The sequence below is a fragment of the Mycolicibacterium setense genome (assembly GCF_000805385.1).
GTDB classification, from domain to species: domain Bacteria; phylum Actinomycetota; class Actinomycetes; order Mycobacteriales; family Mycobacteriaceae; genus Mycobacterium; species Mycobacterium setense.
The window spans coordinates 372,933-395,985 of sequence record NZ_JTJW01000006.1; the positions used below are offsets into that span (position 1 = coordinate 372,933).

Here is a 23,053-nt window from a genome sequence, read left to right on the forward strand (position 1 = left end):
GTAAACCAGACTGTCGCGCCACAGGTCAGGCGCGCGACGTCAGCCGCGCGCGACCTTACCGGCCTTGATGCAGGAGGTGCAGGCGTTCACGCGCTGCTTGTTGCCACCCGGACGTGACACGGCACGCACCGACTGGATGTTCGGATCCCAGCGTCGGCTGGTCCGCCGATGCGAGTGCGACACCGACTTGCCGAAGCCAGGCGCCTTTCCGCAGATATCGCACACGGCAGCCATATCAACAACTCCTCGAAATCAGTACTTGGGGGGCCTGGGCCCACTCGCCGCAAACGGCGGGGCTCGACCCGACAACCTGATCAGAATACCGGCAGCCCTGAGGATCGCCAAAACGGCTCGTGAACACGATTCCAGGTTGTCCACAGCCGACGATGCTCTGATCGGGTTTGTCGCTGTCAGTGGATAGGCTGGCGCCACGGCGGTGACCGCGTCGCACACGGGGGTTCGCACCGGGTTTCGGTGGGGATCTGATTCGGGGATTGGGAGGTCCGATGTCGGCACGGCGGCTGGATGCCCCTGCGCTGCGGGCTTGGGCCCACGCCGCCGTCGATGACCTGATCGCGCACACCGACGAGATCAACCGGCTCAACGTCTTCCCGGTGGCCGATGCGGATACCGGGACAAACATGCTGTTCACGATGCGTTCGGCGTGGGCGCATGTCGATGCCGAGCCGGTCGGCGGGGACATCCCCGCGGTGGCCAGTGCTTTGGCCGCCGGGGCGTTACAGGGCGCGCGGGGCAACTCCGGGGTGATTCTGTCGCAGATTCTGCTCGGCCTGGCTGAGGTGATCACCAACGCGGCGGCCCAGCGTGACGGCGCTCTGTCCGCTGTGGACGGCGCGTTGTTCGCCGCGGCGCTTCGCCATGCCGCAGCACTGGCCGGCACGTCGATGGGTGCACCGGTGCCGGGCACGATCGTGTCGGTGCTGGAGGCCGCGGCCGAGGCCGCCGAGCGCTGTGCGGCCGAGGGCGGTGATGTCGCCGATGCGGCGGCCGCGGCCGGCGAAGCCGCCTCGGCAGCCCTGGATCGCACTCCGCAGCAACTCGACGTGCTGGCCAAGGCCGGCGTGGTCGATTCCGGTGGGCGTGGCCTGCTCGTCCTGCTCGACGCGATGACGGCGACGCTGGTCGGCCACGCTCCCCGCCGGCCGGTCTACGCCCCGGCCGCACCCCCAGCGGCGTCGGCAGACCTGGCCGCCTCTGAGGCACCGCCGCAGTTCGAGGTCATGTATCTGCTGACCGGATGCGGCGCCTCCGCCGTCGAGGGACTGCGCGCGACGCTGGAGCAGATGGGTGAGTCGGTGGCGATCGCCGCCTCGGGCAGTGATCAGTTTTCGGTCCACGTCCATGTGGATGACGCCGGGGCGGCGGTCGAGGCCGGCCTCGGGGTGGGGTCGCTGAGCCGCATCCAGATCACCGCGCTGACCGGCGCTCCGAGCGTGAAGTCCGCCGGTGGCTGGGCCCGCGAACGGGCGGTGCTGGCCGTCGTCGACGGGGACGGCGGCGTCGAACTGTTCGCGGGGGAGGGTGCGCACGTGCTGCGGCCCGAGGAGGGCGAGCCGATCAGCGCCCAACAGTTGCTGCGCTCCTTGATCGACGTGGGCGCCGCCCAGGTGATGGTGCTGCCCAACGGATACGTCGCCGCCGAGGAGTTGGTGGCCGGCTGCACCGCAGCGATCGGCTGGGGTATCGACGTCGTACCGGTGCCGGCCGGTTCGATGGTGCAGGGGCTGGCCGCGCTGGCTGTCCACGATGAGAGTCGGCAGGCAGTCGACGACGGTTACACCATGGCGCGGGCGGCCGCGGGCGCGCGGCACGGGACGGTGCGCGTCGCCACCGAAGAGGCGTTGACCTGGGCGGGCGGATGCAAACCGGGTGACGGGCTCGGCATTGCCGGCGACGAGGTGTTGATCGTCGGGTCCGACATCACCGCGGCTGCTGCCGGCTTGATCGACCTGCTGATGGTGGCAGGTGGTGAGCTGATCACGGTGCTGACCGGTGAGGGTGTGGATGGCGCCGTGGGGGAGGCGTTGCAGGCGCACGTGCACCGCGAGCACCTCGGCGCCGAGTTGGTCACTTATCACACCGGCCACCGTGGAGACGCCTTGCTGATCGGGGTGGAATAGTGGCCGCCCTCGGTGATCGGCTCGACTTCATCCTCGGCAAGAAGGGCGCCGACAAGCTCTTCGACAATTTCGGTCTGCGCACCGTCAACGACCTGCTGCGCCACTATCCCCGCAAATACAGCGAGGGCATGTCGGTACGTGGTGAGGACGACGCCCTCGACCTCGAGGAAGGTGAGCACGTCACGTTCGTCGACGTGGTGACCGACACCAAAGACGGGTTCATGCGCAGCCAACCCGGCAAGCGTGCCCGCAAATGGCTGCGCGTCACGCTGGGAGAACACCGGCCCAAGGTGACCGCCACGTTCTTCAACGCCGGCTGGATGATCGATCAACTGCCAACCGGAACCCGGATCATGCTGTCGGGTGAGGTCGGATTCTTCAAGGGCGCAATGCAATTGACGCACCCGGCCTATCTGGTGCTCGATTCCCCGACCGGCAAGACCCCCGGCAGCAAGGCGATGAAGGCGATCGCCACCAGCTCAGGGGCGACGGGTGACGAATTGCTGTCGGCGTTCGAGCGGGACTTCTTCCCGATCTATCCGGCCAGCGCCAAGGTACAGAGCTGGGACATCTACGCCTGCGTGCGTCAGGTGTTGGACGTGCTCGACCCCGTCCCGGAGCCGCTTCCGGAATCCTTTGTGCGCGAGCGGGATCTGATGAGTGAGGACGAGGCGCTCCGGGCCATCCACCTGGCCGAGAACTCGGTCGACCGGGATCGGGCTATGGAGCGCTTGACCTACGACGAGGCGATCGGCCTGCAGTGGGGTCTGGTGGCACGGCGCTACGGCGAGCTCAGCGAATCCGGGCCCGTCGCGGTGCGCAGGACCGACGGACTTGCCGCCGAGATGGCGACCCGCCTGCCGTTTGCGCTCACGCAGGGCCAGGCCGAGGTGCTCGACGTGATCTCGGACGAACTGGCCGCGACGCGTCCGATGAACCGGATGCTGCAGGGCGAGGTCGGCTCGGGCAAGACGATCGTCTCGGTGTTGGCCATGCTGCAGATGGTCGATGCCGGCTACCAATGTGCCCTGCTGGCGCCGACGGAAGTGCTTGCCGCCCAGCATGCCCGGTCGGTCCGCGACGTCCTGGGGCCGCTGGCCATGGCGGGCCAACTCGGTGGGGCCGAGCACGGTACCCGGGTTGCGCTGCTGACGGGTTCGATGACGCCGCAGCAGAAGCGGGAGGCTCGCGGCGAAGTGGCCTCCGGCGCGGCGGGCATCGTCATCGGTACCCACGCACTGCTGCAGGAGGCCGTGGAGTTCCACAACCTCGGGATGGTCGTGGTCGACGAGCAACACCGATTCGGGGTCGAGCAGCGGGATACCTTGCGCGCCAAGGCACGTGACGGGGTCACCCCCCATCTGCTGGTGATGACCGCGACGCCGATTCCGCGCACGGTAGCACTGACTGTCTACGGTGACCTGGAAACCTCGACGTTGCGCGAGCTTCCCCGCGGTCGCCAGCCCATCACGACCAACACCATCTTCGTCTCGCAGAAGCCGACCTGGCTGGACCGGGCGTGGGCCCGGATCCGGGAGGAAGTCGGCGCCGGCCGCCAGGCCTATGTGGTGGCCTCGCGCATCGACGAGTCGGACAAGTCCAAGGACAACAACGATGGCGAGGGCGGCCCCCCGCCGGTCACGGTCCTCGAACTGTTCGACCGACTCGGCGCGGGACCATTGGCAGGGTTGCGGCTCGGCCTCATGCACGGCCGGCTGTCCGGGGAGGACAAGGACCTGGTCATGGGCGCGTTCCGCGCGGGAGAGATCGATGTTCTGGTGTGCACCACGGTGATTGAGGTCGGTGTCGACGTGCCCAATGCCACCGTCATGGTGGTGATGGATTCCGACCGTTTCGGGATCAGCCAGCTTCATCAGCTGCGCGGCAGGATCGGTCGCGGTCAGCATCCCAGTCTGTGTCTGCTCGCCACCCGGTTGCCGGAGACCTCGAAGGCCGGCGAACGGATCAAAGCCGTCGCTGCCACGCTCGACGGGTTCGCCCTGGCCGATCTCGATCTGCGGGAGCGTCGTGAGGGGGATGTGCTGGGGCTCAACCAGTCCGGGCGCACAATCAATCTGCGTTTTCTGTCGCTCGCCGATCACCTGGGTGTGATCACCGACGCCCGGGAGTTCTGCGAGTCGCTGTATGAGAAAAGCCCTGACGATCCCGGGATGGCACTTCTGGCGGCCCAATTCGTCGACACCGACCGCGTCGAATACCTGGACAAGGCATGACCCGACGCCGGGTGTGGTGGCTGGCCGCCGCCGTCGCACTCGCGGTGGTGGTCGCCGTTCAGGTGAGCATGTCGTCCGACCGCTCGTCGCGGTTCGCCGCGCAGGCGCAGCCGCCCACCGTCGCTCCCGGGTTCGATCTGTTGGCCGGAGTGCCAGAGGTGCCGGTCCGCTTACACGGCAACGACTATCGCCGCGCGGCGTTCGGTGAGTCCTGGGACGACGACAACAGCGCGCCCGGCGGACACAACGGCTGCGACACCCGTAACGACATCCTCAACCGCGACCTCGTCGACAAGACATTCGTCGCGATCAAGCGGTGTCCCGCCGCGGTGGCGACGGGCACGCTGCACGATCCCTACACCAACGCGGTGGTGCCGTTCGTGCGCGGCAATCAGACGGGTGCCTCGGTGCAGATCGACCACCTGGTGCCGCTGGCGTTGGCCTGGGACCTCGGAGCCCGGGACTGGCCCGACGACCTGCGACTGCGGTTCGCCAACGACCCGGCCAATCTGCTGGCGGTAGGCGGTAAGGCCAACCAGGACAAGGGGGATCAGGAGCCGGCCCACTGGATGCCGCCGAACCAGGCGTTCTGGTGTCAGTATGCGGTGCAGTTCGTCGAGGTGCTGCGTGGCTATGCGCTTCCGGTCGACACCGCGTCGGCCGGGGTGCTGCGTGAAGCGGTCGCCACCTGCCCGACGAGCTGAGGTTGGTCAGCCGGTGAAAGTCGCCGGGTCGGGCCGGAACCGGGTGCCGTCGTCCAGGCCGTTGAGGCTGTCCATCTGCTCGGCGGTCAGCTCGAACCCGAACACGTCGAGGTTGGACGCGATCCGTTCCGGGTTGGTCGACCGGGAGATGACGATGTTGCCCAGCTGGATACTCCAGCGGATCAGCACCTGCGCAGGCGTCCTACCGTGCGCGTCGGCGATGGCCGTGACAGCCGGGTTGTCGAGCAGGTTGCCGACCCCGAGCGGGCTGTAGGCCTCGGTGACGACGTTGTACTGGGCATTGGCCGCGCGCCAGGTGCTCTGGTTGAGCAGCGGGTGCAGCTCGATCTGATTGACCGCGGGTGCCGTGAAGGTCAGGTCGACGATCGTCGAGAGATTCTCGGGGCTGAAGTTGGACACCCCGGTCGAGCGCGCGAGCCCTTCCTGCTTGAGCGCCATCAGCCCGCCCCAGCTGTCGACGTACTTGCCGATGTCGCTGCCCGGCCAATGGATCAGGTAGATGTCCACGTAGTCCAGGCCGAGGCGCTCCAAGCTGGCCCGCCCGGCGTTCTGGGACGACTGGAAACCGTGATCGGTCACGGCCAGCTTGGTGGTGACCGACAACTCCTCGCGCGGAATGCCCGATGCCGCAATGGCACGCCCCACGCCCGCCTCGTTGCCGTACGCGGCAGCCGTGTCGATCAACCGGTGGCCTGCCTCCAGCGCCGCGGACACCACGCGCTCTGCCTCGGCATCCGAGAGGCCGCCGACACCAAGGCCGACGACGGGCATCGTACGGTCGTCGTTGAGCGTGACGGTGGGAATCGCAGCCCCGTCCGAGGAGGTCATGTCACCTATCCTGTGAAGTTGAAGGTTCGGGGATCGGGCCCCAGGCGTGTGTTGGTATCCAACGTGGCGATGGCCGCCATGTCCGTTTCGTCCAAATCGAAATCGAACACGTCGAAGTTACTCACAATCCGCTCGGGGTTGACCGACTTGGGGATGACGATATTACCCAGATGTATATGCCACCTAATCAGTACCTGTGCGGGGGTTTTACCGTGCCGTTCGGCGATGCCGGAGACCACCGGATCGGTGAGCAGGGACCCCTGACCGAGCGGGCTCCACGCCTCTGTGGCGATGCCCAATCTGGCGTGGACCTCGCGAAGCTCGTGTTGCGGTAGCAGCGGATGCAATTCGATCTGATTGACCGCAGGCACGATGCCCGTGGAGTCGATGAGCACGGTGAGGTGCTCGGGCTCGAAGTTGCTCACCCCGATCGAACGCACCCGGCCCTGATCGTGCAGGTGCGCGAAGGCCTTGAACGTGTCGACATAGTCGTTGTTGGCCGGCACCGGCCAATGGATCAGATACAGATCGAGGTAGTCGACACCGAGCCGGTCCAGGCTCGCGTCGAACGCGGCCAGCGTCGCGTCATACCCCTGATCGCTGTTCCACAGCTTGGTCACCAGGAACACGTCCTCGCGGGGCACGCCGGAGTTGACCAGGCCACGGCCGGTCTCTGCCTCGTTGCGGTACGCGGCGGCGGTGTCGATGTGCCGGTAACCGGCCTGCAGGGCCGCGGTCACCGCGCGCTCGGTCTCCTCGGCAGGGGTCTGCCAAACCCCCAACCCGACTTGCGGTATCGAATTACCGTCGTTGAGCGTGACACGAGGACTCGAAGAGGGAGCAGCCATGACTGAAAGTCTGCCAGGCGGACCAGCCCGAGGCGGAGCTGATGGTCAGCGGCATGACGCGATCAGACAGATGCTGCTCGCGCGGGCGACCGCATTCACCTTGGCTGCGATTCCCCGGATGTCGGATCGGACCAAGCGAATGCTGCTGGGCGGGCGTTCGGTCGTCGTCGACGGCAACACCTTGGACACCACCTTGCAATTCACCCTGGCCGCCGAACGCGCGGCCGGCGTCGGCGGTCTGGTCGCCGATTACCGGCCCGGCGTCGGTGTCGACGTCTCACGGGCCGCACTACGTGCCACGGCCGCCATGATGAAGGTCCGGATCCACGCGGACGTGAGCGACATTTCGATTCCCGGGCCCGCCGGGCCGATCCCGGCGCGACGGTACGTCCCCGACGGCACCGGATCCTCGCCGATCTCGGCGTTGCTGCTGTACTTCCACGGCGGCGGCTTCGTGATCGGTGACCTCGACACCCACGACAGCCTGTGCCGGCTGATCTGCCGGGACGGCGGAATCCAGGTGATCTCCGTCGACTACCGGCTGGCCCCCGAGCACAAGGCGCCGGCTGCCGTCGACGACGCCTACGCCGCCTACCGCTGGGCACTGGACCACGCCGCCGGTCTGGGTGCCACCCGCATCGTGATCGGGGGAGACAGCGCGGGCGGCAACCTGGCCGCCGTGGTGGCCCAGCAGGCTCGGGACTCCGAACTGCCGCTGCCTGCGCTGCAGCTGCTCCTGTACCCGGCCACCGACTGGTCCAGCGAGACGCGATCCAAGACGCTGTTCTCCGACGGCTTCTTCCTGGAGAAGCGTGACATGGACTGGTTTGCCGGGCACTACCTCGACGGCGCCGAGGTGTCGGCCGAGGATCCGCTGGTCTCACCGTTGCTCAGTGAGGATCTTTCCGGGCTGCCGCCCGCTCTGGTGGTCACCGCCGGGTTCGACCCGTTGCGCGATGAGGGCAACCGGTACGCCAGGGCGATGCAGGATGCCGGGGTGGTGGTGGACCTCCGTGAGGAGCGGTCGATGATCCACGCGTTCGCCAACTTCTTCCCGCTGGGAGGCGGCAGCGCCACTGCCATGGGCGCGCTGATCTCCGCGCTGCGCGCCCATCTCAGCCACGCCGAAAGTTGACCTGTCGACGCCGGTACGCTTGTCGACGTGGCCAAACCGAAGAAGACCGCGAAGTACGACCTCAAGGCGGCTGACCGCAAGCGCAACCTGTGGGTGCAGATCGGGCTGACAGCCGTGGTGGTGCTGTTCGCCGCCGGTCTGGTGCTCTACATCGTGACGACCGGCCACAAGCGGCCGGCCTCCGGGGAAGCCCGAGCGGTGCACGTCTCGGCGCCCAACGTGATCACCAAAGAGGGCACCTCGGAGCCCAAGGTGACACTGAGCCTCTACGAGGATTTCCTGTGCCCCGCGTGCGGTCATCTGGAGCAGCAGTTCGGCCCGACCATCAACAAGCTCATCGACACCGGTGCCGTGGCCGTCGACTACCACATGGTGGCGATCCTCGACAAGGCCGGCAACGGCTACTCGTCGCGGGCCGGTGGCGCCGCGTACTGCGTCGCCGACGAGTCCGTCGACGCGTTCCGCCGCTTCCACTCGGCGCTCTACACGCCCGGAATCCAGCCGGAGGAGGGCGGCGGTGTCTACCCGGACAACGCCCGGATCATCGAACTCGCGCGCCAGGCCGGTGCCGCCGGTGAAGTGCCCGACTGCATCACCAAGGGTCGCTATGTGGAGATGGTGCAGGGCATGGCCGCAGCCACCGGTATCAACTCGACACCGACAGTTCGCTTCAACGGCGAGGACTACGACCCGACCACTCCTGACGCGCTGATCGCGAAAGTCAAAGAGGTCGTCGGCGACCTGCCCGCGCTGAAGGGCCCGGCCCCCGGCCCCGGCGCACCCGCAGCCCCCGCGCCGGGCGCACCGGCCCCTGCCGCACCCGCTCCCGCCCCGGCGCCCGCTCCGGCCGCACCCGCCCCGGCGCCGGCCAACCCATGAGTGACACCGCCGCCGAGCTCGACGAACTTGGGACCGAGGATTCCTCGGGAGTAGCCGTCGGCAAGCCCAGCGCCGTCTGGGTACTCATCGCAGGTGTCGTCGGCCTGGCGGCGGCGATGGCGTTGACTGTCGAGAAGATCGAGCTGCTGATCGATCCCTCCTATGTACCGTCCTGCAGCATCAACCCGGTGATCTCCTGCGGCTCGGTGATGACCACCCCGCAGGCATCGGTCTTCGGATTCCCCAACTCGCTCATCGGCGTCGTCGCATTCACGGTCACCCTGGTCACCGGGGTGTTGGCCGTCACGGGTGTCCGGCTGCCCCGGTGGTACTGGGTCGGGCTCGCAGTCGGAAGCTTGCTGGGCACCGTCATGGTGCACTGGCTGATCTACCAGAGCCTCTACAGCATCGGCGCGCTGTGCCCGTACTGCATGGTGGTGTGGTCGGTGACCATTCCTCTGCTCGTGGTCTCCGGCTCGATCGCCCTTCGGCCATTGCACACCAACGCGCTGGCCCGGGTGATCTACCAGTGGCGCTGGTCGCTGGTGGCCCTCTGGTTCACCTCACTTCTGCTGTTGATCTTGGTGCGTTTCTGGGAATACTGGTCAACGCTGCTGTAACACTTCCGAAATAACTTGTCGGTTAGGTCTACCCGTGATTTCCAAGCTGTTAGTCGCCAATCGTGGCGAGATCGCGATCCGCGCGTTTCGTGCTGCTTATGAGATGGGCATCGCGACGGTGGCCGTGTACCCGTACGAGGATCGCAATTCGCTGCATCGGCTGAAGGCCGACGAGTCGTATCAGATCGGTGAGATCGGCCATCCGGTACGGGCGTACCTGTCGGTGGACGAGATCATCAGGGTCGCCAAGCATTCCGGCGCGGACGCGGTGTATCCGGGTTACGGGTTCTTGTCGGAGAACCCGGAGTTGGCGTCGGCGTGCGTGGAGGCCGGGATCACCTTTGTGGGGCCGTCGGCGCAGGTGCTGGAATTGACGGGCAACAAATCGCGGGCGATCGATGCCGCCCGAGCTGCGGGGCTGCCGGTGCTGGCCTCCTCGGCGCCGTCGTCTTCGGTGGATGAATTGGTCGCTGCGGCAAGAGATATGGCGTTCCCGGTGTTCGTCAAGGCGGTGTCCGGCGGCGGTGGGCGCGGGATGCGCCGGGTGACCGATCCGGAGGCGTTGGCCGAGGCGGTGGAGGCCGCTTCGCGTGAGGCGGAGTCGGCGTTCGGTGATCCCGCGGTGTATCTGGAGCAGGCGGTCATCAACCCGCGGCACATCGAGGTGCAGATCCTGGCCGATACCCAGGGCAACGTGATGCACCTGTTCGAGCGGGATTGCAGTGTGCAGCGGCGGCATCAGAAGGTGATCGAGCTGGCGCCGGCACCGAACCTGGACCCTGCTCTGCGGGAACGGATTTGCTCCGACGCCGTGGCGCTGGCCCGTCAGATCGGTTACAGCTGTGCGGGCACCATCGAGTTCCTGCTCGATGAGCGCGGCAATCACGTGTTCATCGAGTGCAATCCTCGGATTCAGGTGGAGCACACGGTGACCGAGGAGATCACCGATGTGGATCTGGTCGGCTCGCAGCTGCGGATCGCGGCGGGGGAGAGCCTGGCCGATCTGGGGTTGAACCAGGACACGTTGGTGATTCGCGGCGCGGCGTTGCAGTGCCGGATCACCACCGAGGATCCGGCCAACGGTTTCCGTCCGGACACCGGCCGGATCACCGCGTACCGGTCGCCCGGCGGTGCCGGTGTTCGCCTGGACGGTGGCACCAACGTCGGGGCCGAGGTGTTGGCGCACTTCGACTCGATGCTGGTCAAACTGACCTGTCGCGGCCGTGACTTCTCCACGGCGGTGGCCCGGGCCCGGCGTGCGCTGGCGGAATTCCGCATCCGCGGGGTGTCGACGAACATTCCGTTCCTGCAAGCTGTCATCGACGATCCCGATTTCCGTGCCGGACGGGTCACCACGTCGTTCATCGACGAGCGTCCGCAGCTGCTGACGGCGCACACGCCGGCCGACCGCGGTACCAAGATCTTGAACTACCTCGCCGACGTCACGGTGAACAAGCCGAACGGGGAGCGGCCGACGGGGGTGTACCCGCAGGACAAGCTGCCTGTGCTGGATCTGTCGGCGGTACCGGCGGCGGGCTCCAAGCAACGTCTGATCGAGTTGGGGCCCGAAGGCTTCGCACGGTGGATGCGTGACAGTAAGGCTGTCGGGGTCACCGACACGACGTTCCGCGATGCGCACCAGTCACTGTTGGCCACCCGGTTGCGTTCCACCGGTCTGCTCAAGGTGGCGCCGTATGTGGCCCGGATGATGCCGCAGTTGTTGTCCATCGAGTGTTGGGGTGGGGCGACTTACGATGTGGCGCTTCGGTTTTTGAAGGAAGATCCGTGGGAGCGGCTGGCCGCCTTGCGGGAGGCGGTGCCCAACATCTGTCTGCAGATGCTGTTGCGGGGCCGCAACACCGTGGGATACACGCCGTACCCGGAGCTGGTGACCTCGGCGTTCGTGGAGGAAGCCACGGCAACAGGTATTGACATCTTCCGGATCTTCGACGCGCTGAACAACGTCGAGTCCATGCGTCCGGCGATCGACGCGGTCCGCGAGACGGGTACGGCGATCGCCGAGGTGGCGATGTCCTACACCGGGGATCTGAGCAACCCTGGTGAGAATCTGTACACGCTGGATTACTACCTGAAGCTGGCCGAGCAGATCGTCGACGCGGGTGCCCATGTGCTCGCGATCAAGGACATGGCCGGATTGTTGCGCCCGCATTCGGCTCATCTGTTGGTGAGTGCGTTGCGGTCGCGGTTCGACCTGCCGGTGCATGTGCACACCCATGACACCCCGGGTGGGCAGTTGGCGACCTACCTTGCGGCGTGGCAGGCCGGCGCGTCGGCGGTGGACGGGGCCGCAGCGCCGTTGGCCGGCACCACCAGCCAGCCGGCGTTGTCCTCGATCGTGGCCGCGGCCGCGCACACCGAGTACGACACCGGGCTGTCCCTGGACGCGGTCTGCGATCTGGAGCCGTACTGGGAGGCGCTGCGCAAGGTCTATGCGCCGTTCGAGTCGGGGTTGCCCGCTCCGACGGGACGGGTCTACACCCACGAGATTCCCGGTGGGCAGTTGTCCAACTTGCGTCAGCAGGCCATCGCGCTGGGGTTGGGGGATCGGTTCGAGGAGATCGAGGCCAACTACGCCGCCGCCGATCGGGTGTTGGGCAGGTTGGTGAAGGTGACACCGTCGAGCAAGGTGGTCGGCGACCTGGCGCTGGCGATGGTGGGGGCCGGAATCAGCGCCCAGGAGTTCGCCGCCGATCCTGCGCGCTACGACATCCCCGACAGCGTGATCGGATTCCTGCGGGGCGAACTCGGTGACCCGCCGGGCGGGTGGCCGGAACCGTTGCGCACCAAGGCTCTTGAGGGCCGGGGTCCGGCCAAGCCGATCCAGGAGCTCTCGGTCGAGGACGAGCAGTTGCTTGCCGCACCGGGACCCAAGCGGCAGGCCGCGTTGAACCGGTTGCTGTTCCCGGGGCCGACCAAGGAGTTCGAGGCGCACCGCGAAACCTACGGTGACACCTCCAGTCTGAGCGCCAACCAGTTCTTCTACGGGTTGCGCTACGGCGAGGAGCATCGCGTGGAGCTCGAGCGCGGTGTGCAGCTGCTGATCGGTCTGGAAGCCATCTCCGATGCCGACGAGCGCGGGATGCGCACGGTGATGTGCATTCTCAACGGGCAGCTGCGCCCGGTACTGGTGCGCGACCGCAGCATCGCCAGTGAGGTGCCCGCCGCGGAGAAGGCCGATCGCAACAATCCCGATCATGTGGCGGCTCCGTTCGCCGGTGTGGTCACCGTCGGCGTATCCGCCGGTGACACCGTCGAGGCCGGCGCGACGATCGCCACCATCGAGGCGATGAAGATGGAAGCCGCGATCACCGCACCCAAGGCCGGCACCGTCGAACGTGTCGCGGTGGCCACCACGGCACAGGTCGAGGGCGGTGACCTCCTGGTGGTGGTCGGCTCGGCGGGCAGGAGCGAAGCCACCGGGGAATCGGGTTCGGCGGGCAGGAGCGAAGCGACCGGGGGATTAACCTGACCCGCATCATCGCCGGTGCGTTCGGCGGCCGCCGGATCCGGGTTCCCCAGCATGGGTCCGGCCTGGGCACCCGGCCGACCTCCGACCGGGTCAGAGAGGCCGTCTTCAACGCCTTGGCGGCGCGGCTGAATTTCGCCGGATTGGCGGTGTTGGACCTGTACGCGGGGTCGGGAGCGCTTGGCCTGGAGGCACTTTCGCGGGGTGCGACATCGGCGGTGTTTGTCGAGGCCGATCAGCGCGCGGCCGCGGTGATCGCGGAGAACATCGCGTCGCTGGGTGTCCGGGCGGCGTCGGTGCGCCGGGGCAGTGTCGAGAAGGTGCTGGCCGAGGGTGTCACACGCCCGGTGGATCTGGTGTTCGCCGATCCGCCGTATGACCTCGACGACGCTTCGGTCGACGCGATGCTCACGGTGTTGGCCGATGCCGGGTGGGTCACCGTAGGCAGCGTCGTCCTGGTGGAGCGGCGCGCATCGAGTCGGCCGGTCAATTGGCCGGAAGGCTGGGATGCGCTGAGTGCCCGGCGATACGGCGATACGCGTGTGGAACTCGCCGAAGCGGGCTAGGGGATCGGTCGATGCCCGTGCCGGGCGGGCCGGCCTGTAGCGTCGTCACCCATGAGTGGCGCGGTATGCCCCGGCTCCTTCGACCCGGTGACCCTTGGCCATGTCGACATTTTCGAGCGTGCGGCTGCGCAGTTCGACGAGGTCGTGGTGGCGGTTCTGGTGAATCCCAACAAGAAGGGCATGTTCGATCTCGACGAGCGCATCGCGATGATCGCCGAGTCGACCACACACCTGCCGAATCTGCGGGTCGAGTCCGGTCAGGGCCTGGTGGTCGATTTCGTCAAGACGCGTGGGCTGACCGCCATCGTCAAAGGACTGCGTACCGGCACGGACTTCGAGTACGAGCTGCAGATGGCGCAGATGAACAAGCATGTGGCCGGTGTCGACACGTTCTTCGTGGCGACCACGCCGCAGTACTCCTTCGTGTCGTCGTCATTGGCCAAGGAGGTTGCGTCGTTGGGCGGCGACGTGTCGGCGTTGCTGCCTGAAGCGGTGAACCGCAGGTTGCAGGAAAAGCTGGGCGGTTAGCCCACCACTGCGACGGGTATTGGTTTTAGTGGCGCTCAGCCCATGGCGCCCTACTTCGAAAACCGATTCCGCGGAGGTCCGTGCCGTGCCCAAGACATTCGTCCAATCCACCGAAGATGTCGTGAAGTTCCTCAAAGATCAGCACCGCCTGATCGATGATCTGTTCGATGAGGTGTTCTCCGCCTCCACACCTCAGGCCCGCGAAAAGGCGTTCGTCGAATTGCGTCAACTCCTGGCAGTGCACGAGACCGCCGAGGAGATGGTGGTGCACCCGCGGGTGCGTCATGTGGTGGCCGATGGCGACGACATCGTCGATGCCCGCCTGCACGAGGAACACGCCGCCAAGGAACAGCTGTCCAAGCTGGAGAGCATGGACGTCGAGTCCGACGAATTCATCAAGGAACTCGCCAGTTTCCGCGAGGCTGTGATCGACCATGCCGAGCACGAGGAGCATGACGAGTTCGACAAGCTGCACCGCAAGCTCGACGCCCACGAACTTGAGCGGATGGTGAAGGCCGTGCAGGCGGCCGAGGCGATCGCGCCCACCCGCCCGCATCCCGGGGTGGAATCCGCCGGGCTCAACTTCGCTGTGGGACCGTTCGCATCGATGCTCGACCGGGCGCGAGACCTCATCGGCGCGGCGATGCGCTGACGTTGCCGGTGCTGACGGCCGGCGATGGCTGTGGGCGACACACCGATTGTGCTCCCCAGTCACAGGCGTAACACCAGGCACACTAGTCACTAACAACGAGGCCTGGAGGGTTTTGCCGTGTACCGAGTTTTTGAAGCGCTCGACGAGCTCGGCGCGATTGTGGAAGAAGCGCGCGGTGTGCCGATGACCGCTGGTTGCGTGGTCCCGCGCGGGGATGTGCTGGAACTGATCGACGACATCAAGGACGCGATCCCCGGCGAGCTCGACGACGCCCAGGACGTGCTCGATGCGCGTGATTCGCTGTTGCGCGAGGCCAAGGAGCACTGCGAGTCGGTGATGTCGAAGTCCAACGCCGATGCCGACGGCATGCTCAACCACGCCAGGAGTGAGGCTGATCGCCTGCTCGCCGACGCCAAGGCGCAAGCCGACCGGATGGTGGCCGAGGCCCGTCAACACACCGAGCGCATGGTCGGTGAGGCGCGCGAAGAGGCGGCCCGCCTGGCGGCCTCGGCCAAGCGCGAGTATGACGCGAGTACCGGCCGGGCCAAGGCGGAAGCTGACCGCCTGATCGAGAACGGGAACCTGTCCTACGAGAAGGCCGTGCAAGAAGGCATCAAGGAGCAACAGCGCCTGGTGTCGCAGACCGAGATCGTGGCGACGGCGACCGCCGAGGCCACCCGGCTCGTCGATGCGGCGCACGCCGAAGCCGACCGGCTGCGCGGCGAGTGCGACATCTACGTCGACAGCAAACTGGCCGAGTTCGAGGACTTCCTCAACGGCACGTTGCGATCCGTCGGGCGTGGGCGTCATCAGCTGCGCACGACGGCGGGCACGCACGACTACGCCACCCGCTGACCACGGCGTGCGACATCGTCGCGCACTGCGTCGTGGTGTGATCGGGCGTCGCCGTAGGATCGATGCATGGCGACGCATGCGAGATCAGGCAGGCATGGCGCGGGCCACAGAGGCCCCCGATCGCCCTTGGTGATCGATGTCTCCCGATTGGGTCGGCGACCGGGTTCGTTCCTGGCCCACCAGGAGACGGTGCCCAGCCCGGTCCGAATCGGGGCCGAGCTGGTGGCGATCGAGAAGGGCGCTCCACTCGAACTGGACCTGCAGCTGCAGGCGGTGTCGGAGGGCGTGCTGGTCAGTGGAACCGTCTCGGCTCCGACGGTTGGCGAATGTGCCCGGTGTCTGACCGCACTGACCGGTGACGTCGAGATCGAACTCACCGAGCTGTACGCGTACCCGGACAGCACCACCGACGAGACCACCGAGGCGGACGAGATGGGGCGGGTCGGCGCGTCCGGTCAGGCCGATACGGTCGATCTGGAACAGCCGATCATCGACGCGGTCGGATTGGCTCTGCCGTTCTCCCCGTTGTGCCGTCCGGACTGCCCGGGCCTGTGCCCTGACTGCGGGGTCGCGCTGGCCACCGCCGAGCCGGGGCACCACCACGACAAGATCGACCCGCGATGGTCCAAGCTGGCTTCCATGCTGCCCGACGACGATCGCCCCAGGGGCGACGAGTGAGCGACTCGCACGATGCGTTGCTGGAGGCACTCGGTGTCGACCTCGCCGGCGACCTGCTCACCATCGCGTTGACACATCGCAGCTATTCCTACGAGAACGGCGGCCTCCCGACCAACGAGCGGCTGGAGTTTCTCGGGGATGCGGTGCTCGGGCTGACGATCACCGAGGAGCTCTATCATCGCCACCCCGAGCGCTCCGAGGGTGATCTGGCCAAGCTTCGGGCCAGCATCGTCAATACCCAGGCGCTGGCCGATGTCGGTCGTGGTCTCACCGATGCCGGCCTGGGCAGCCATCTGCTGCTCGGCAAGGGGGAGGAGAACTCCGGTGGTGCCGACAAGTCCAGCATTCTCGCCGACGGTGTCGAATCCCTGCTCGGCGCAATCTATTTGCAGCATGGCCTGACCACGTCTCGTGAGGTGATCCTGCGGTTGTTCGGTGAGCTGCTCGACACGGCGCCGACACTGGGTGCCGGGCTGGACTGGAAGAGCAGCCTGCAGGAGCTGACCGCCTCGCGCGGTCTCGGCGCCCCCAGCTATGTGGTGACCTCCACCGGGCCCGATCACGACAAGGAATTCTCTGCCGTCGTGGTGGTGGCCGATGTCGAATACGGCAGGGGCGTGGGGCGCAACAAGAAAGAGGCCGAGCTCAAGGCCGCCGCGGCGGCCTGGAATGCGCTCGACAATGCGTGAGCACCGATGCCAGAGCTCCCCGAGGTAGAGGTAGTCCGCCGGGGTTTGCAGGAACATGTTGCGGGCAAATCGATTTCGGCGGTACGCGTACACCACCCGCGGGCGGTGCGTCGTCACGAGGCCGGCCCCGGGGATCTGACGGCGCGTCTGCTCGGCGCCCGCATCACCGGAACCGGCCGCCGCGGCAAGTACCTCTGGCTGACGTTGGGGGAGGACGGCGGCCACGACGAGACCGAAGCCCTGGTGGTGCATCTGGGGATGAGCGGCCAGATGCTGCTCGGGCCGATCCGTGACGACCGGCACCTGCGCATCGCCGCGGTGCTCGACGACGGTACCGCCCTGAGTTTCGTCGACCAACGTACGTTCGGTGGCTGGCAACTGGCCGATTTGGTGACCGTGGACGGCACCGCTGTGCCGCAGCCGGTGGCACACGTCGCGCGCGATCCGCTGGACCCGCTCTTCGACCGCGACCATGTGGTTACGGTGTTGCGGCGCAAGCATTCCGAGATCAAGCGTCAGCTACTCGACCAGACCGTGGTGTCCGGTATCGGCAACATCTATGCCGACGAGGCGCTGTGGCGCACAAAGATCAACGGCGCCAGAACCGCGGCACTGCTGCCGCGCCGCCGTCTGGCCGAGTTGCTCGACGCCGCCTCCGAGGTGATGACCGACGCGCTCGGTCAGGGCGGAACGTCGTTCGATTCGCTGTACGTGAACGTCAACGGCGAATCCGGTTACTTCGAACGGTCTTTGGACGCCTACGGCCGTGAAGGCGAACCGTGCCGGCGTTGTGGCGCGGTGATGCGCCGCGACAAGTTCATGAACCGGTCATCGTTCTACTGCCCGAAATGTCAGCCCCGTCCCCGGGGCTGACGATCAAGGGATGCTGGGCATGCCCGGCATGTCGGACATGCAGATCTTCCACGATCCGCTTTCCTTGCGCAGGTACAGCTTGCCGGGGCCCGCGCTGCTGGAGATGTCGACGACTGCCTTGTTGCCATTCACCGTGATGTCGGTGATCTCCGCGGTACCGCTGGAGTCGGTGGTCTTCGGGATGTCGATCGCATCCAGACCGCCGATCTTGTCGAACAGGTCCTGATCGGCCTGGCAGAAGTACGGCAGCGCCTCGTTCAGGTCGCTGCTGCTCGACATCACCTCATCGAGGAAGTCCCGGACCTCCTGCTCGGCGGAGCTCTCGCCGGACTGCGAGGAGCCCGCGCTGTTGCGGCTCCCTGAATCCGAACCGCCGAACGCGAAGAAGGCGATGCCGCCGACCAACACCAGCACGGCCAAGACGACACCGGCGATCGCGAACAGTTTCCCGTTGCCTCCGCCGGGTGGCTTGGGCGTCGGGTAGCCGTACGGCTGTTGCGGTGCACCGTAGGGCTGGGCCCCGTATGGGGAGCCGTACGGCTGCTGGGGCGCTCCGTACGGCGAGCCGTACGGATCCTGGGGCTGTTGGGGTGCTCCATACGGTGAGCCGTACGGATCCTGGGGCTGTTGAGGTGCTCCATACGGTGAACCGTAGGGCTGCTCGGGCTGTTGGGGCGCTCCATACGGTGAGCCGTAGGGCTGCTCAGGCTGTTGAGGTGCTCCGTACGGATACGCAGGGTTGGCGCCGGTGTTCGGATATCCCTGAGGCCCGCCCTGCTGATACGGCTGCTGCCACGGCCCGGGAGAACCCGATGGCGGGGTGGGCGGATTGCTCGGCGGATAGGTCACGGTGCTCCTCGGCGAAGTCGGTCTACCGAGTCTATCGTCGCTGCCTGCTCCACCGCCGTGGTGAACCGGGGCCGCCGAGGCGCTGGGGGGAGCATCACCGCTGGAATAACCGGGTGTCGCGGCGTGTAGAAATACCGCATGACCGAACTTTGGGTTGACCGCACCGGCGTCCGCAGGTACGTGGGGCGCAGTTCGCGGGGTGCAGAGGTGCTCGTCGGCAGTGAGGACGTCGAGGGCGTGTTCACACCGGGGGAACTGATGAAGATCGCCCTCGCCGCCTGCAGTGGGATGTCCAGCGATCAGCCGTTGCGGCGACGCCTGGGCGACGACTATCCCGCGACGATCCGGGTGTCGGGTCCGGCGGACCGGGAGCAGGAGCGCTACCCGCTGCTGGAGGAGAAGCTCGAGATCGACGTGTCCGGCCTGTCGGAGACCGAGGTCGCCAGGCTGTTGACAGTGGTCGAGCGGGCGATCGATCAGGTCTGCACAGTCGGACGCACGCTGAAATCCGGCACCGAGGTGAAGTTCGAGGTCGCCACTCGATGACCGGACCGGAACTCCCCGAAGCCGGGCCCGAATCCGAGGTGCGTCTGAGCGCCTGGGTGCACGGTCATGTGCAGGGCGTGGGGTTCCGCTGGTGGACCCGGTCCCGGGCGCTGGAGTTGGGTCTGACCGGGTTTGCTTCGAATCGGCCCGACGGCCGCGTGCATGTCGTGGCACAGGGGCCCCGGGAGAAGTGTCAGCGATTGCTTGAGCTGCTGCAGAGCGGCCAGACCCCGGGTTCGGTGGATAACGTCGTCGCAGATTGGGTAGATGTCGACGCCCCGATGGTGGGGTTCACCGAACGGTAGCCGAGTCGGCGGTAGGGTAAATCGCCGTGCACCTCAAGAGTCTGACGCTGAAGGGCTTCAAGTCCTTCGCCTCGCCGACGACTCTGCGATTCGAACCCGGCATCACCTGCGTCGTCGGCCCCAACGGATCGGGCAAGTCCAACGTCGTGGACGCCCTGACCTGGGTGATGGGCGAGCAGGGCGCCAAGACTTTGCGCGGCGGCAAGATGGAGGACGTCATCTTCGCCGGCACGTCTTCGCGGGCGCCGCTGGGCCGCGCCGAGGTGACGCTGACCATCGACAACTCGGACAACGCGCTGCCCATCGAGTACTCGGAGGTGTCGATCACCCGCCGGGTGTTCCGCGACGGCGCAGGCGAATATGAGATCAATGGCAGCAGCTGCCGGTTGATGGACGTCCAGGAGCTGTTGAGCGACTCCGGCATCGGCCGCGAGATGCACGTCATCGTCGGCCAGGGCAAGCTCGCCGAGATCCTTGAGTCGCGTCCCGAGGACCGCCGCGCCTTCATCGAGGAGGCCGCCGGGGTGCTCAAGCACCGCAAACGCAAAGAAAAGGCGGTTCGCAAGCTCGACTCGATGGCGGCGAACCTGGCCCGCCTGACCGATCTGACCACAGAGTTGCGCCGCCAGCTCAAACCGCTGGGACGTCAGGCCGAGATGGCCCGCCGTGCGGCGACCATCCAGGCCGATCTGCGCGACGCCCGGCTGCGGCTGGCCGCGGACGACCTGGTGAGACGGCAGGTCGAGTTCCACAACACCAACCAGGCCGAGACGACATTGCGCCGCGAGCATGACGAGGCGACCGTCCGCCTGGAAGCATCGACCGTCGAACTGCAGGCCCACGAGGCCGCCGTGGCCGAACTGACCCGCCGTGCCGAGGCCGCCCAGCAGACCTGGTTCCGGGCCTCGGCCCTGGCCGAACGGGTGAGTGCCACGGTGCGTATCGCGACCGACCGAGCTCAGTTGTTCGAGTCCGAACCCGACGTTTCCACGGGGCAGGACCCGGAGGCGCTGGAGGCCGAGGCCGACGAGGTTGCCGAGCTTGAGATGGAGTTGCTCGGCGAGCTCGAGGAATCGCGCATCGTCTTGGAGACCGCTCGCGCCGAGTTGGCCGAGCGGGAGCGAATCGCCTCTGAGGCCGAGCGGGCCGCGCGCGAGGCCGCACGCGCCGAGGCGGACCGGCGCGAAGGGCTGGCGCGATTGGCCGGTCAGGTCGACACGATGCGCACCCGGGTGGAGTCGATCGATGAGGGTGTCATGCGCCTGTCGGTCAACATCGAGGAGGCTGCCGCCAAAGCTCAACAGACGCAAGCTGAATTCGAGACCGTGCAGAGTCGGGTCAGCGAGCTCGACGCCGGCGAAGTGGGGTTGGACGAGCAGCACGATCGCTCGGTGGCCGCGCTGCGGCTCGCGGATGAGCGGGTGGCCGAATTGCAGGCTGCCGAGCGTGCCGCTGAACGTCAGGTCGCCTCGTTGCGGGCCCGGATCGAGGCCCTCTCGGTCAGCCTGGACCGGCGGGACGGCGCCGCCTGGCTGCAGAAGAACCACAGTGGCACAGGCCTTTTCGGCAGCATTGGTGAACATCTGAAGGTGCGGCCGGGGCATGAGGTGGCGGTGGCCACCGTTCTGGGTGCGGCTGCCGACGCGTTGGCAGCCGAGGATTTCGGCGTCGCCGCAGCCGCCGTCGCCGCGCTCAAGGAGTCCGACGGCGGCCGGGCAGCGCTGTTGCTGGGGGACTGGAAGGCCAACGGTTCGGCGCCCTCGGGTGTGCTGCCCGACGGTGCGATCTGGGCCAACGACGTGGTCTCCGTCCCGGATCGGTTGCGGGGGCCGATCACCGCGATGCTCGCCGGGGTGGCCGTGGTCGCCGATCTGCCCGCCGGGGTGCGATTGGTGTCGGATCGGCCGGACCTGCGTGCGGTGACCGCCGACGGTGACCTGGTCGGTGCCGGCTGGATCAGCGGTGGCTCTGACCGCAAACCCTCCACACTCGAGATCAGCGCCGAGATCGACAAGGCCCGAGCGGAATTGGAGGTCACCGAGCGGCAGACCGGTGAACTGGCGGCAGCATTGTCTGGTGCGTTGGCCGAGCAGGCGGCGCGGCAGGAGTCAGCCGAAGAGGCGATGGCCGCACTCAACGAATCCGACGCCGCGATCTCGGCGATCTATGAGCAGCTGGGCCGGCTGGGGCAAGACGCGCGTGGGGCCGGTGACGAATGGCAGCGCCTGATCCGCCAACGCGACGAGCTGGAAGCCGGACGTACCAAGACGGTTGAGGAACTCACCGAACTCGAGTCCCGGCTGCACAACGCCGAACAGCTTCCGACATTCGAGGCCGAGCCCGTCGACCGTCAGGCGTCAGTGGCTGCCGCCGAGGCGGCGCGTTCGGTCGAGGTCGAGGCCCGACTGGCGGTGCGCACTGCTGAGGAACGCGCGAATGCGGTTCGCGGACGGGCTGATTCACTGCGACGGGCCGCCGCGGCCGAGCGCGAGGCCCGGGTGCGGGCACAACGCGCCCGTGAGGCTCGTGAGCACGCGGCGCGGGTGGCGGCCGCGGTGTCCGAGTCCGGGCGCATCGTCGCCCAGCGATTGAGCGCCGTGGTGTCGGTGGCCTCGCGGATGCGTGATGAGCTGGCCACCGAGCGTCAGTTGCGCGGCACCGCGCTGTCGCAGGCGCGCGAGGCGGTCACCGAACTCAACGCGAGAATCACCGCGCTCACCGATGCCCTGCACCGCGACGAGATGGCCAAAGCGCAAGCGTCACTTCGTATCGAGCAGCTTGAGGCCCAGGTGCTCGATCAGTTCGGGATGCCTGCCGCCGATCTGGTCGCCGAGTACGGTCCACACGTTGAACTGCCACCCACGGAACTGGAGATGGCCGAATACGAGCAGGCACGAGAGCGTGGCGAGCAGGTCATGGCACCGGCGCCGATGCCGTTCGACCGGCCGACACAGGAGCGTCGGGCCAAGAAGGCCGAACGCGAACTCTCGGAGCTGGGACGGGTCAATCCGCTTGCGCTGGAAGAGTTTGCGGCGCTGGAGGAGCGCTACAACTTCCTGTCCACCCAACTCGAGGACGTCAAGGCCGCGCGGACCGATCTGCTCGATGTCATCGCCGATGTCGACAACCGGATCCTGCAGGTGTTCACCGAGGCCTACGTCGACGTGGAGCGCGAATTCGAGAAGGTGTTCGCCACCTTGTTCCCCGGCGGCGAGGGCCGGCTGCTGCTGACCAACCCTGCGGACATGCTGACCACCGGCATCGAGGTCGAGGCGAGGCCGCCCGGCAAGAAGATCAAACGACTGTCGCTGCTGTCCGGCGGTGAGAAGTCATTGACGGCAGTCGCCATGCTGGTGGCGATCTTCCGGGCGCGGCCGTCGCCGTTCTATGTGATGGACGAGGTTGAGGCAGCGCTCGACGATGTGAACCTGCGCCGACTGATCAGCCTGTTCGAGCAGCTGCGTGAGCGTTCTCAGCTGATCGTGATCACTCACCAGAAACCCACCATGGAGGTCGCCGACGCGCTCTACGGCGTGAGCATGCAAGGTGACGGCATCACCACGGTGATCTCGCAGCGGATGCGGGGGCAGGAACTGGCGGCAAGCTCGGGCTGAA

At 67.0% G+C, this 23,053-nt stretch carries 21 protein-coding genes; 17 read left to right on the plus strand and 4 right to left on the minus strand.

Features of this window, described 5'->3' with window-relative positions; all coding sequences use genetic code 11:
* Window positions 1-39: 39 nt before the first annotated feature.
* Window positions 40-234, minus strand: coding sequence for a 50S ribosomal protein L28 (gene rpmB, locus QQ25_RS12465; RefSeq protein WP_039318786.1), 195 nt, complete (start codon window positions 232-234; stop codon window positions 40-42).
* A 272-nt stretch (window positions 235-506) separates the two neighbouring features.
* On the opposite strand from rpmB, the gene QQ25_RS12470 reads away from it, so the two are divergent.
* The 3 genes from QQ25_RS12470 to QQ25_RS12480 are packed head-to-tail and all read left to right on the plus strand — an operon-like array spanning window position 507 to window position 5,079.
* Window positions 507-2,141 (plus strand): fatty acid kinase ATP-binding subunit FakA, encoded by a 1,635-nt coding sequence (locus QQ25_RS12470; RefSeq protein ID WP_039378957.1) that lies wholly within the window; start codon window positions 507-509, stop codon window positions 2,139-2,141.
* The gene (gene recG / locus QQ25_RS12475) at window positions 2,141-4,375 is read left to right on the plus strand and encodes an ATP-dependent DNA helicase RecG (protein ID WP_039318789.1); all 2,235 of its coding nucleotides are present in this window, start codon (window positions 2,141-2,143) and stop codon (window positions 4,373-4,375) included. The genes QQ25_RS12470 and recG overlap by 1 nt, the downstream gene beginning before the upstream one ends.
* Window positions 4,372-5,079: an HNH endonuclease family protein gene (locus tag QQ25_RS12480; RefSeq protein WP_039378958.1), complete on the plus strand. Its 708-nt coding sequence runs from the start codon at window positions 4,372-4,374 to the stop codon at window positions 5,077-5,079. The genes recG and QQ25_RS12480 overlap by 4 nt, the downstream gene beginning before the upstream one ends.
* 6 nt (window positions 5,080-5,085) lie before the next feature.
* On the opposite strand, the gene QQ25_RS12485 is transcribed toward QQ25_RS12480, so the two are convergent.
* Both QQ25_RS12485 and QQ25_RS12490 read right to left on the minus strand, forming a co-directional pair.
* Window positions 5,086-5,928: an aldo/keto reductase gene (locus QQ25_RS12485; RefSeq protein ID WP_039378959.1), complete on the minus strand. Its 843-nt coding sequence runs from the start codon at window positions 5,926-5,928 to the stop codon at window positions 5,086-5,088.
* 5 nt (window positions 5,929-5,933) lie between these two features.
* Complete coding sequence (locus QQ25_RS12490; RefSeq protein WP_039378960.1) at window positions 5,934-6,776, minus strand: aldo/keto reductase; 843 nt, start codon at window positions 6,774-6,776, stop codon at window positions 5,934-5,936.
* On the opposite strand from QQ25_RS12490, the gene QQ25_RS12495 reads away from it, so the two are divergent.
* From QQ25_RS12495 to mutM, 11 genes are all read left to right on the plus strand, one after another.
* Complete coding sequence (locus tag QQ25_RS12495) at window positions 6,775-7,911, plus strand: alpha/beta hydrolase (RefSeq protein WP_198530790.1); 1,137 nt, start codon at window positions 6,775-6,777, stop codon at window positions 7,909-7,911. The genes QQ25_RS12490 and QQ25_RS12495 overlap by 2 nt on opposite strands.
* 27 nt (window positions 7,912-7,938) lie before the next feature.
* On the plus strand, window positions 7,939-8,790 hold the full coding sequence (locus tag QQ25_RS12500) for a DsbA family protein (RefSeq protein WP_039378961.1): 852 nt from the start codon (window positions 7,939-7,941) through the stop codon (window positions 8,788-8,790).
* Window positions 8,787-9,410, plus strand: a complete 624-nt coding sequence (locus QQ25_RS12505; RefSeq protein ID WP_039378962.1) for a vitamin K epoxide reductase family protein — start codon at window positions 8,787-8,789, stop codon at window positions 9,408-9,410. Before QQ25_RS12500 ends, QQ25_RS12505 begins: the two co-directional genes overlap by 4 nt.
* A 34-nt stretch (window positions 9,411-9,444) precedes the next feature.
* Window positions 9,445-12,900 (plus strand): pyruvate carboxylase, encoded by a 3,456-nt coding sequence (locus QQ25_RS12510; protein ID WP_052235790.1) that lies wholly within the window; start codon window positions 9,445-9,447, stop codon window positions 12,898-12,900.
* Window positions 12,897-13,463, plus strand: a complete 567-nt coding sequence (gene rsmD, locus QQ25_RS12515; RefSeq protein ID WP_082017512.1) for a 16S rRNA (guanine(966)-N(2))-methyltransferase RsmD — start codon at window positions 12,897-12,899, stop codon at window positions 13,461-13,463. Before QQ25_RS12510 ends, rsmD begins: the two co-directional genes overlap by 4 nt.
* Window positions 13,464-13,514: 51 nt before the next feature.
* Window positions 13,515-13,991, plus strand: a complete 477-nt coding sequence (coaD, locus tag QQ25_RS12520; RefSeq protein ID WP_039378964.1) for a pantetheine-phosphate adenylyltransferase — start codon at window positions 13,515-13,517, stop codon at window positions 13,989-13,991.
* An 85-nt stretch (window positions 13,992-14,076) separates the two neighbouring features.
* Window positions 14,077-14,643, plus strand: coding sequence for a hemerythrin domain-containing protein (locus QQ25_RS12525; RefSeq protein WP_039318810.1), 567 nt, complete (start codon window positions 14,077-14,079; stop codon window positions 14,641-14,643).
* 117 nt (window positions 14,644-14,760) lie between these two features.
* Window positions 14,761-15,498 carry a cell division protein SepIVA gene (gene sepIVA, locus QQ25_RS12530; protein WP_039318812.1) on the plus strand — a complete coding sequence of 246 codons (738 nt, stop codon included), beginning with the start codon at window positions 14,761-14,763 and terminating at the stop codon, window positions 15,496-15,498.
* 66 nt (window positions 15,499-15,564) lie between these two features.
* Window positions 15,565-16,176, plus strand: a complete 612-nt coding sequence (locus QQ25_RS12535) for a YceD family protein (RefSeq protein ID WP_039318814.1) — start codon at window positions 15,565-15,567, stop codon at window positions 16,174-16,176.
* A complete protein-coding gene (gene rnc / locus QQ25_RS12540; protein WP_039378965.1) occupies window positions 16,173-16,865 on the plus strand; it encodes a ribonuclease III in 693 nt (230 codons plus the stop codon). The genes QQ25_RS12535 and rnc overlap by 4 nt, the downstream gene beginning before the upstream one ends.
* Window positions 16,866-16,871: 6 nt before the next feature.
* A complete protein-coding gene (gene mutM / locus QQ25_RS12545) occupies window positions 16,872-17,738 on the plus strand; it encodes a bifunctional DNA-formamidopyrimidine glycosylase/DNA-(apurinic or apyrimidinic site) lyase (RefSeq protein WP_039318817.1) in 867 nt (288 codons plus the stop codon).
* A gap of 3 nt (window positions 17,739-17,741) precedes the next feature.
* Here the strand turns inward: mutM and QQ25_RS12550 are convergent, their stop codons facing one another.
* A complete protein-coding gene (locus QQ25_RS12550) occupies window positions 17,742-18,587 on the minus strand; it encodes an Rv0361 family membrane protein (protein WP_039378966.1) in 846 nt (281 codons plus the stop codon).
* Window positions 18,588-18,725: 138 nt separating this feature from the next.
* Between QQ25_RS12550 and QQ25_RS12555 the strand changes: the two genes are divergently transcribed.
* From QQ25_RS12555 to smc, 3 genes are read left to right on the plus strand one after another with little or no spacing between them, the layout of a single operon-like run.
* Window positions 18,726-19,133 (plus strand): OsmC family protein, encoded by a 408-nt coding sequence (locus tag QQ25_RS12555; RefSeq protein ID WP_039318821.1) that lies wholly within the window; start codon window positions 18,726-18,728, stop codon window positions 19,131-19,133.
* Window positions 19,130-19,438, plus strand: coding sequence for an acylphosphatase (locus QQ25_RS12560; protein ID WP_052235791.1), 309 nt, complete (start codon window positions 19,130-19,132; stop codon window positions 19,436-19,438). The genes QQ25_RS12555 and QQ25_RS12560 overlap by 4 nt, the downstream gene beginning before the upstream one ends.
* Window positions 19,439-19,464: 26 nt before the next feature.
* Complete coding sequence (smc, locus tag QQ25_RS12565; RefSeq protein ID WP_039378967.1) at window positions 19,465-23,052, plus strand: chromosome segregation protein SMC; 3,588 nt, start codon at window positions 19,465-19,467, stop codon at window positions 23,050-23,052.
* Window position 23,053: the final 1 nt, after the last annotated feature.

What these genes read in the sequence shown, in the direction of transcription:
- QQ25_RS12480 (WP_039378958.1), top strand. Translation starts at nt 4,372, where the DNA reads ATGACCCGACGCCGGGTGTGGTGGCTGGCCGCCGCCGTCGCACTCGCG.
- rpmB (WP_039318786.1), bottom strand. Translation starts at nt 234, where the DNA reads ATGGCTGCCGTGTGCGATATCTGCGGAAAGGCGCCTGGCTTCGGCAAG.
- QQ25_RS12560 (WP_052235791.1), top strand. Translation starts at nt 19,130, where the DNA reads ATGACCGGACCGGAACTCCCCGAAGCCGGGCCCGAATCCGAGGTGCGT.
- QQ25_RS12505 (WP_039378962.1), top strand. Translation starts at nt 8,787, where the DNA reads ATGAGTGACACCGCCGCCGAGCTCGACGAACTTGGGACCGAGGATTCC.
- QQ25_RS12490 (WP_039378960.1), bottom strand. Translation starts at nt 6,776, where the DNA reads ATGGCTGCTCCCTCTTCGAGTCCTCGTGTCACGCTCAACGACGGTAAT.
- coaD (WP_039378964.1), top strand. Translation starts at nt 13,515, where the DNA reads ATGAGTGGCGCGGTATGCCCCGGCTCCTTCGACCCGGTGACCCTTGGC.
- QQ25_RS12535 (WP_039318814.1), top strand. Translation starts at nt 15,565, where the DNA reads ATGGCGACGCATGCGAGATCAGGCAGGCATGGCGCGGGCCACAGAGGC.
- QQ25_RS12485 (WP_039378959.1), bottom strand. Translation starts at nt 5,928, where the DNA reads ATGACCTCCTCGGACGGGGCTGCGATTCCCACCGTCACGCTCAACGAC.
- mutM (WP_039318817.1), top strand. Translation starts at nt 16,872, where the DNA reads ATGCCAGAGCTCCCCGAGGTAGAGGTAGTCCGCCGGGGTTTGCAGGAA.
- QQ25_RS12470 (WP_039378957.1), top strand. Translation starts at nt 507, where the DNA reads ATGTCGGCACGGCGGCTGGATGCCCCTGCGCTGCGGGCTTGGGCCCAC.
- QQ25_RS12495 (WP_198530790.1), top strand. Translation starts at nt 6,775, where the DNA reads ATGACTGAAAGTCTGCCAGGCGGACCAGCCCGAGGCGGAGCTGATGGT.
- QQ25_RS12555 (WP_039318821.1), top strand. Translation starts at nt 18,726, where the DNA reads ATGACCGAACTTTGGGTTGACCGCACCGGCGTCCGCAGGTACGTGGGG.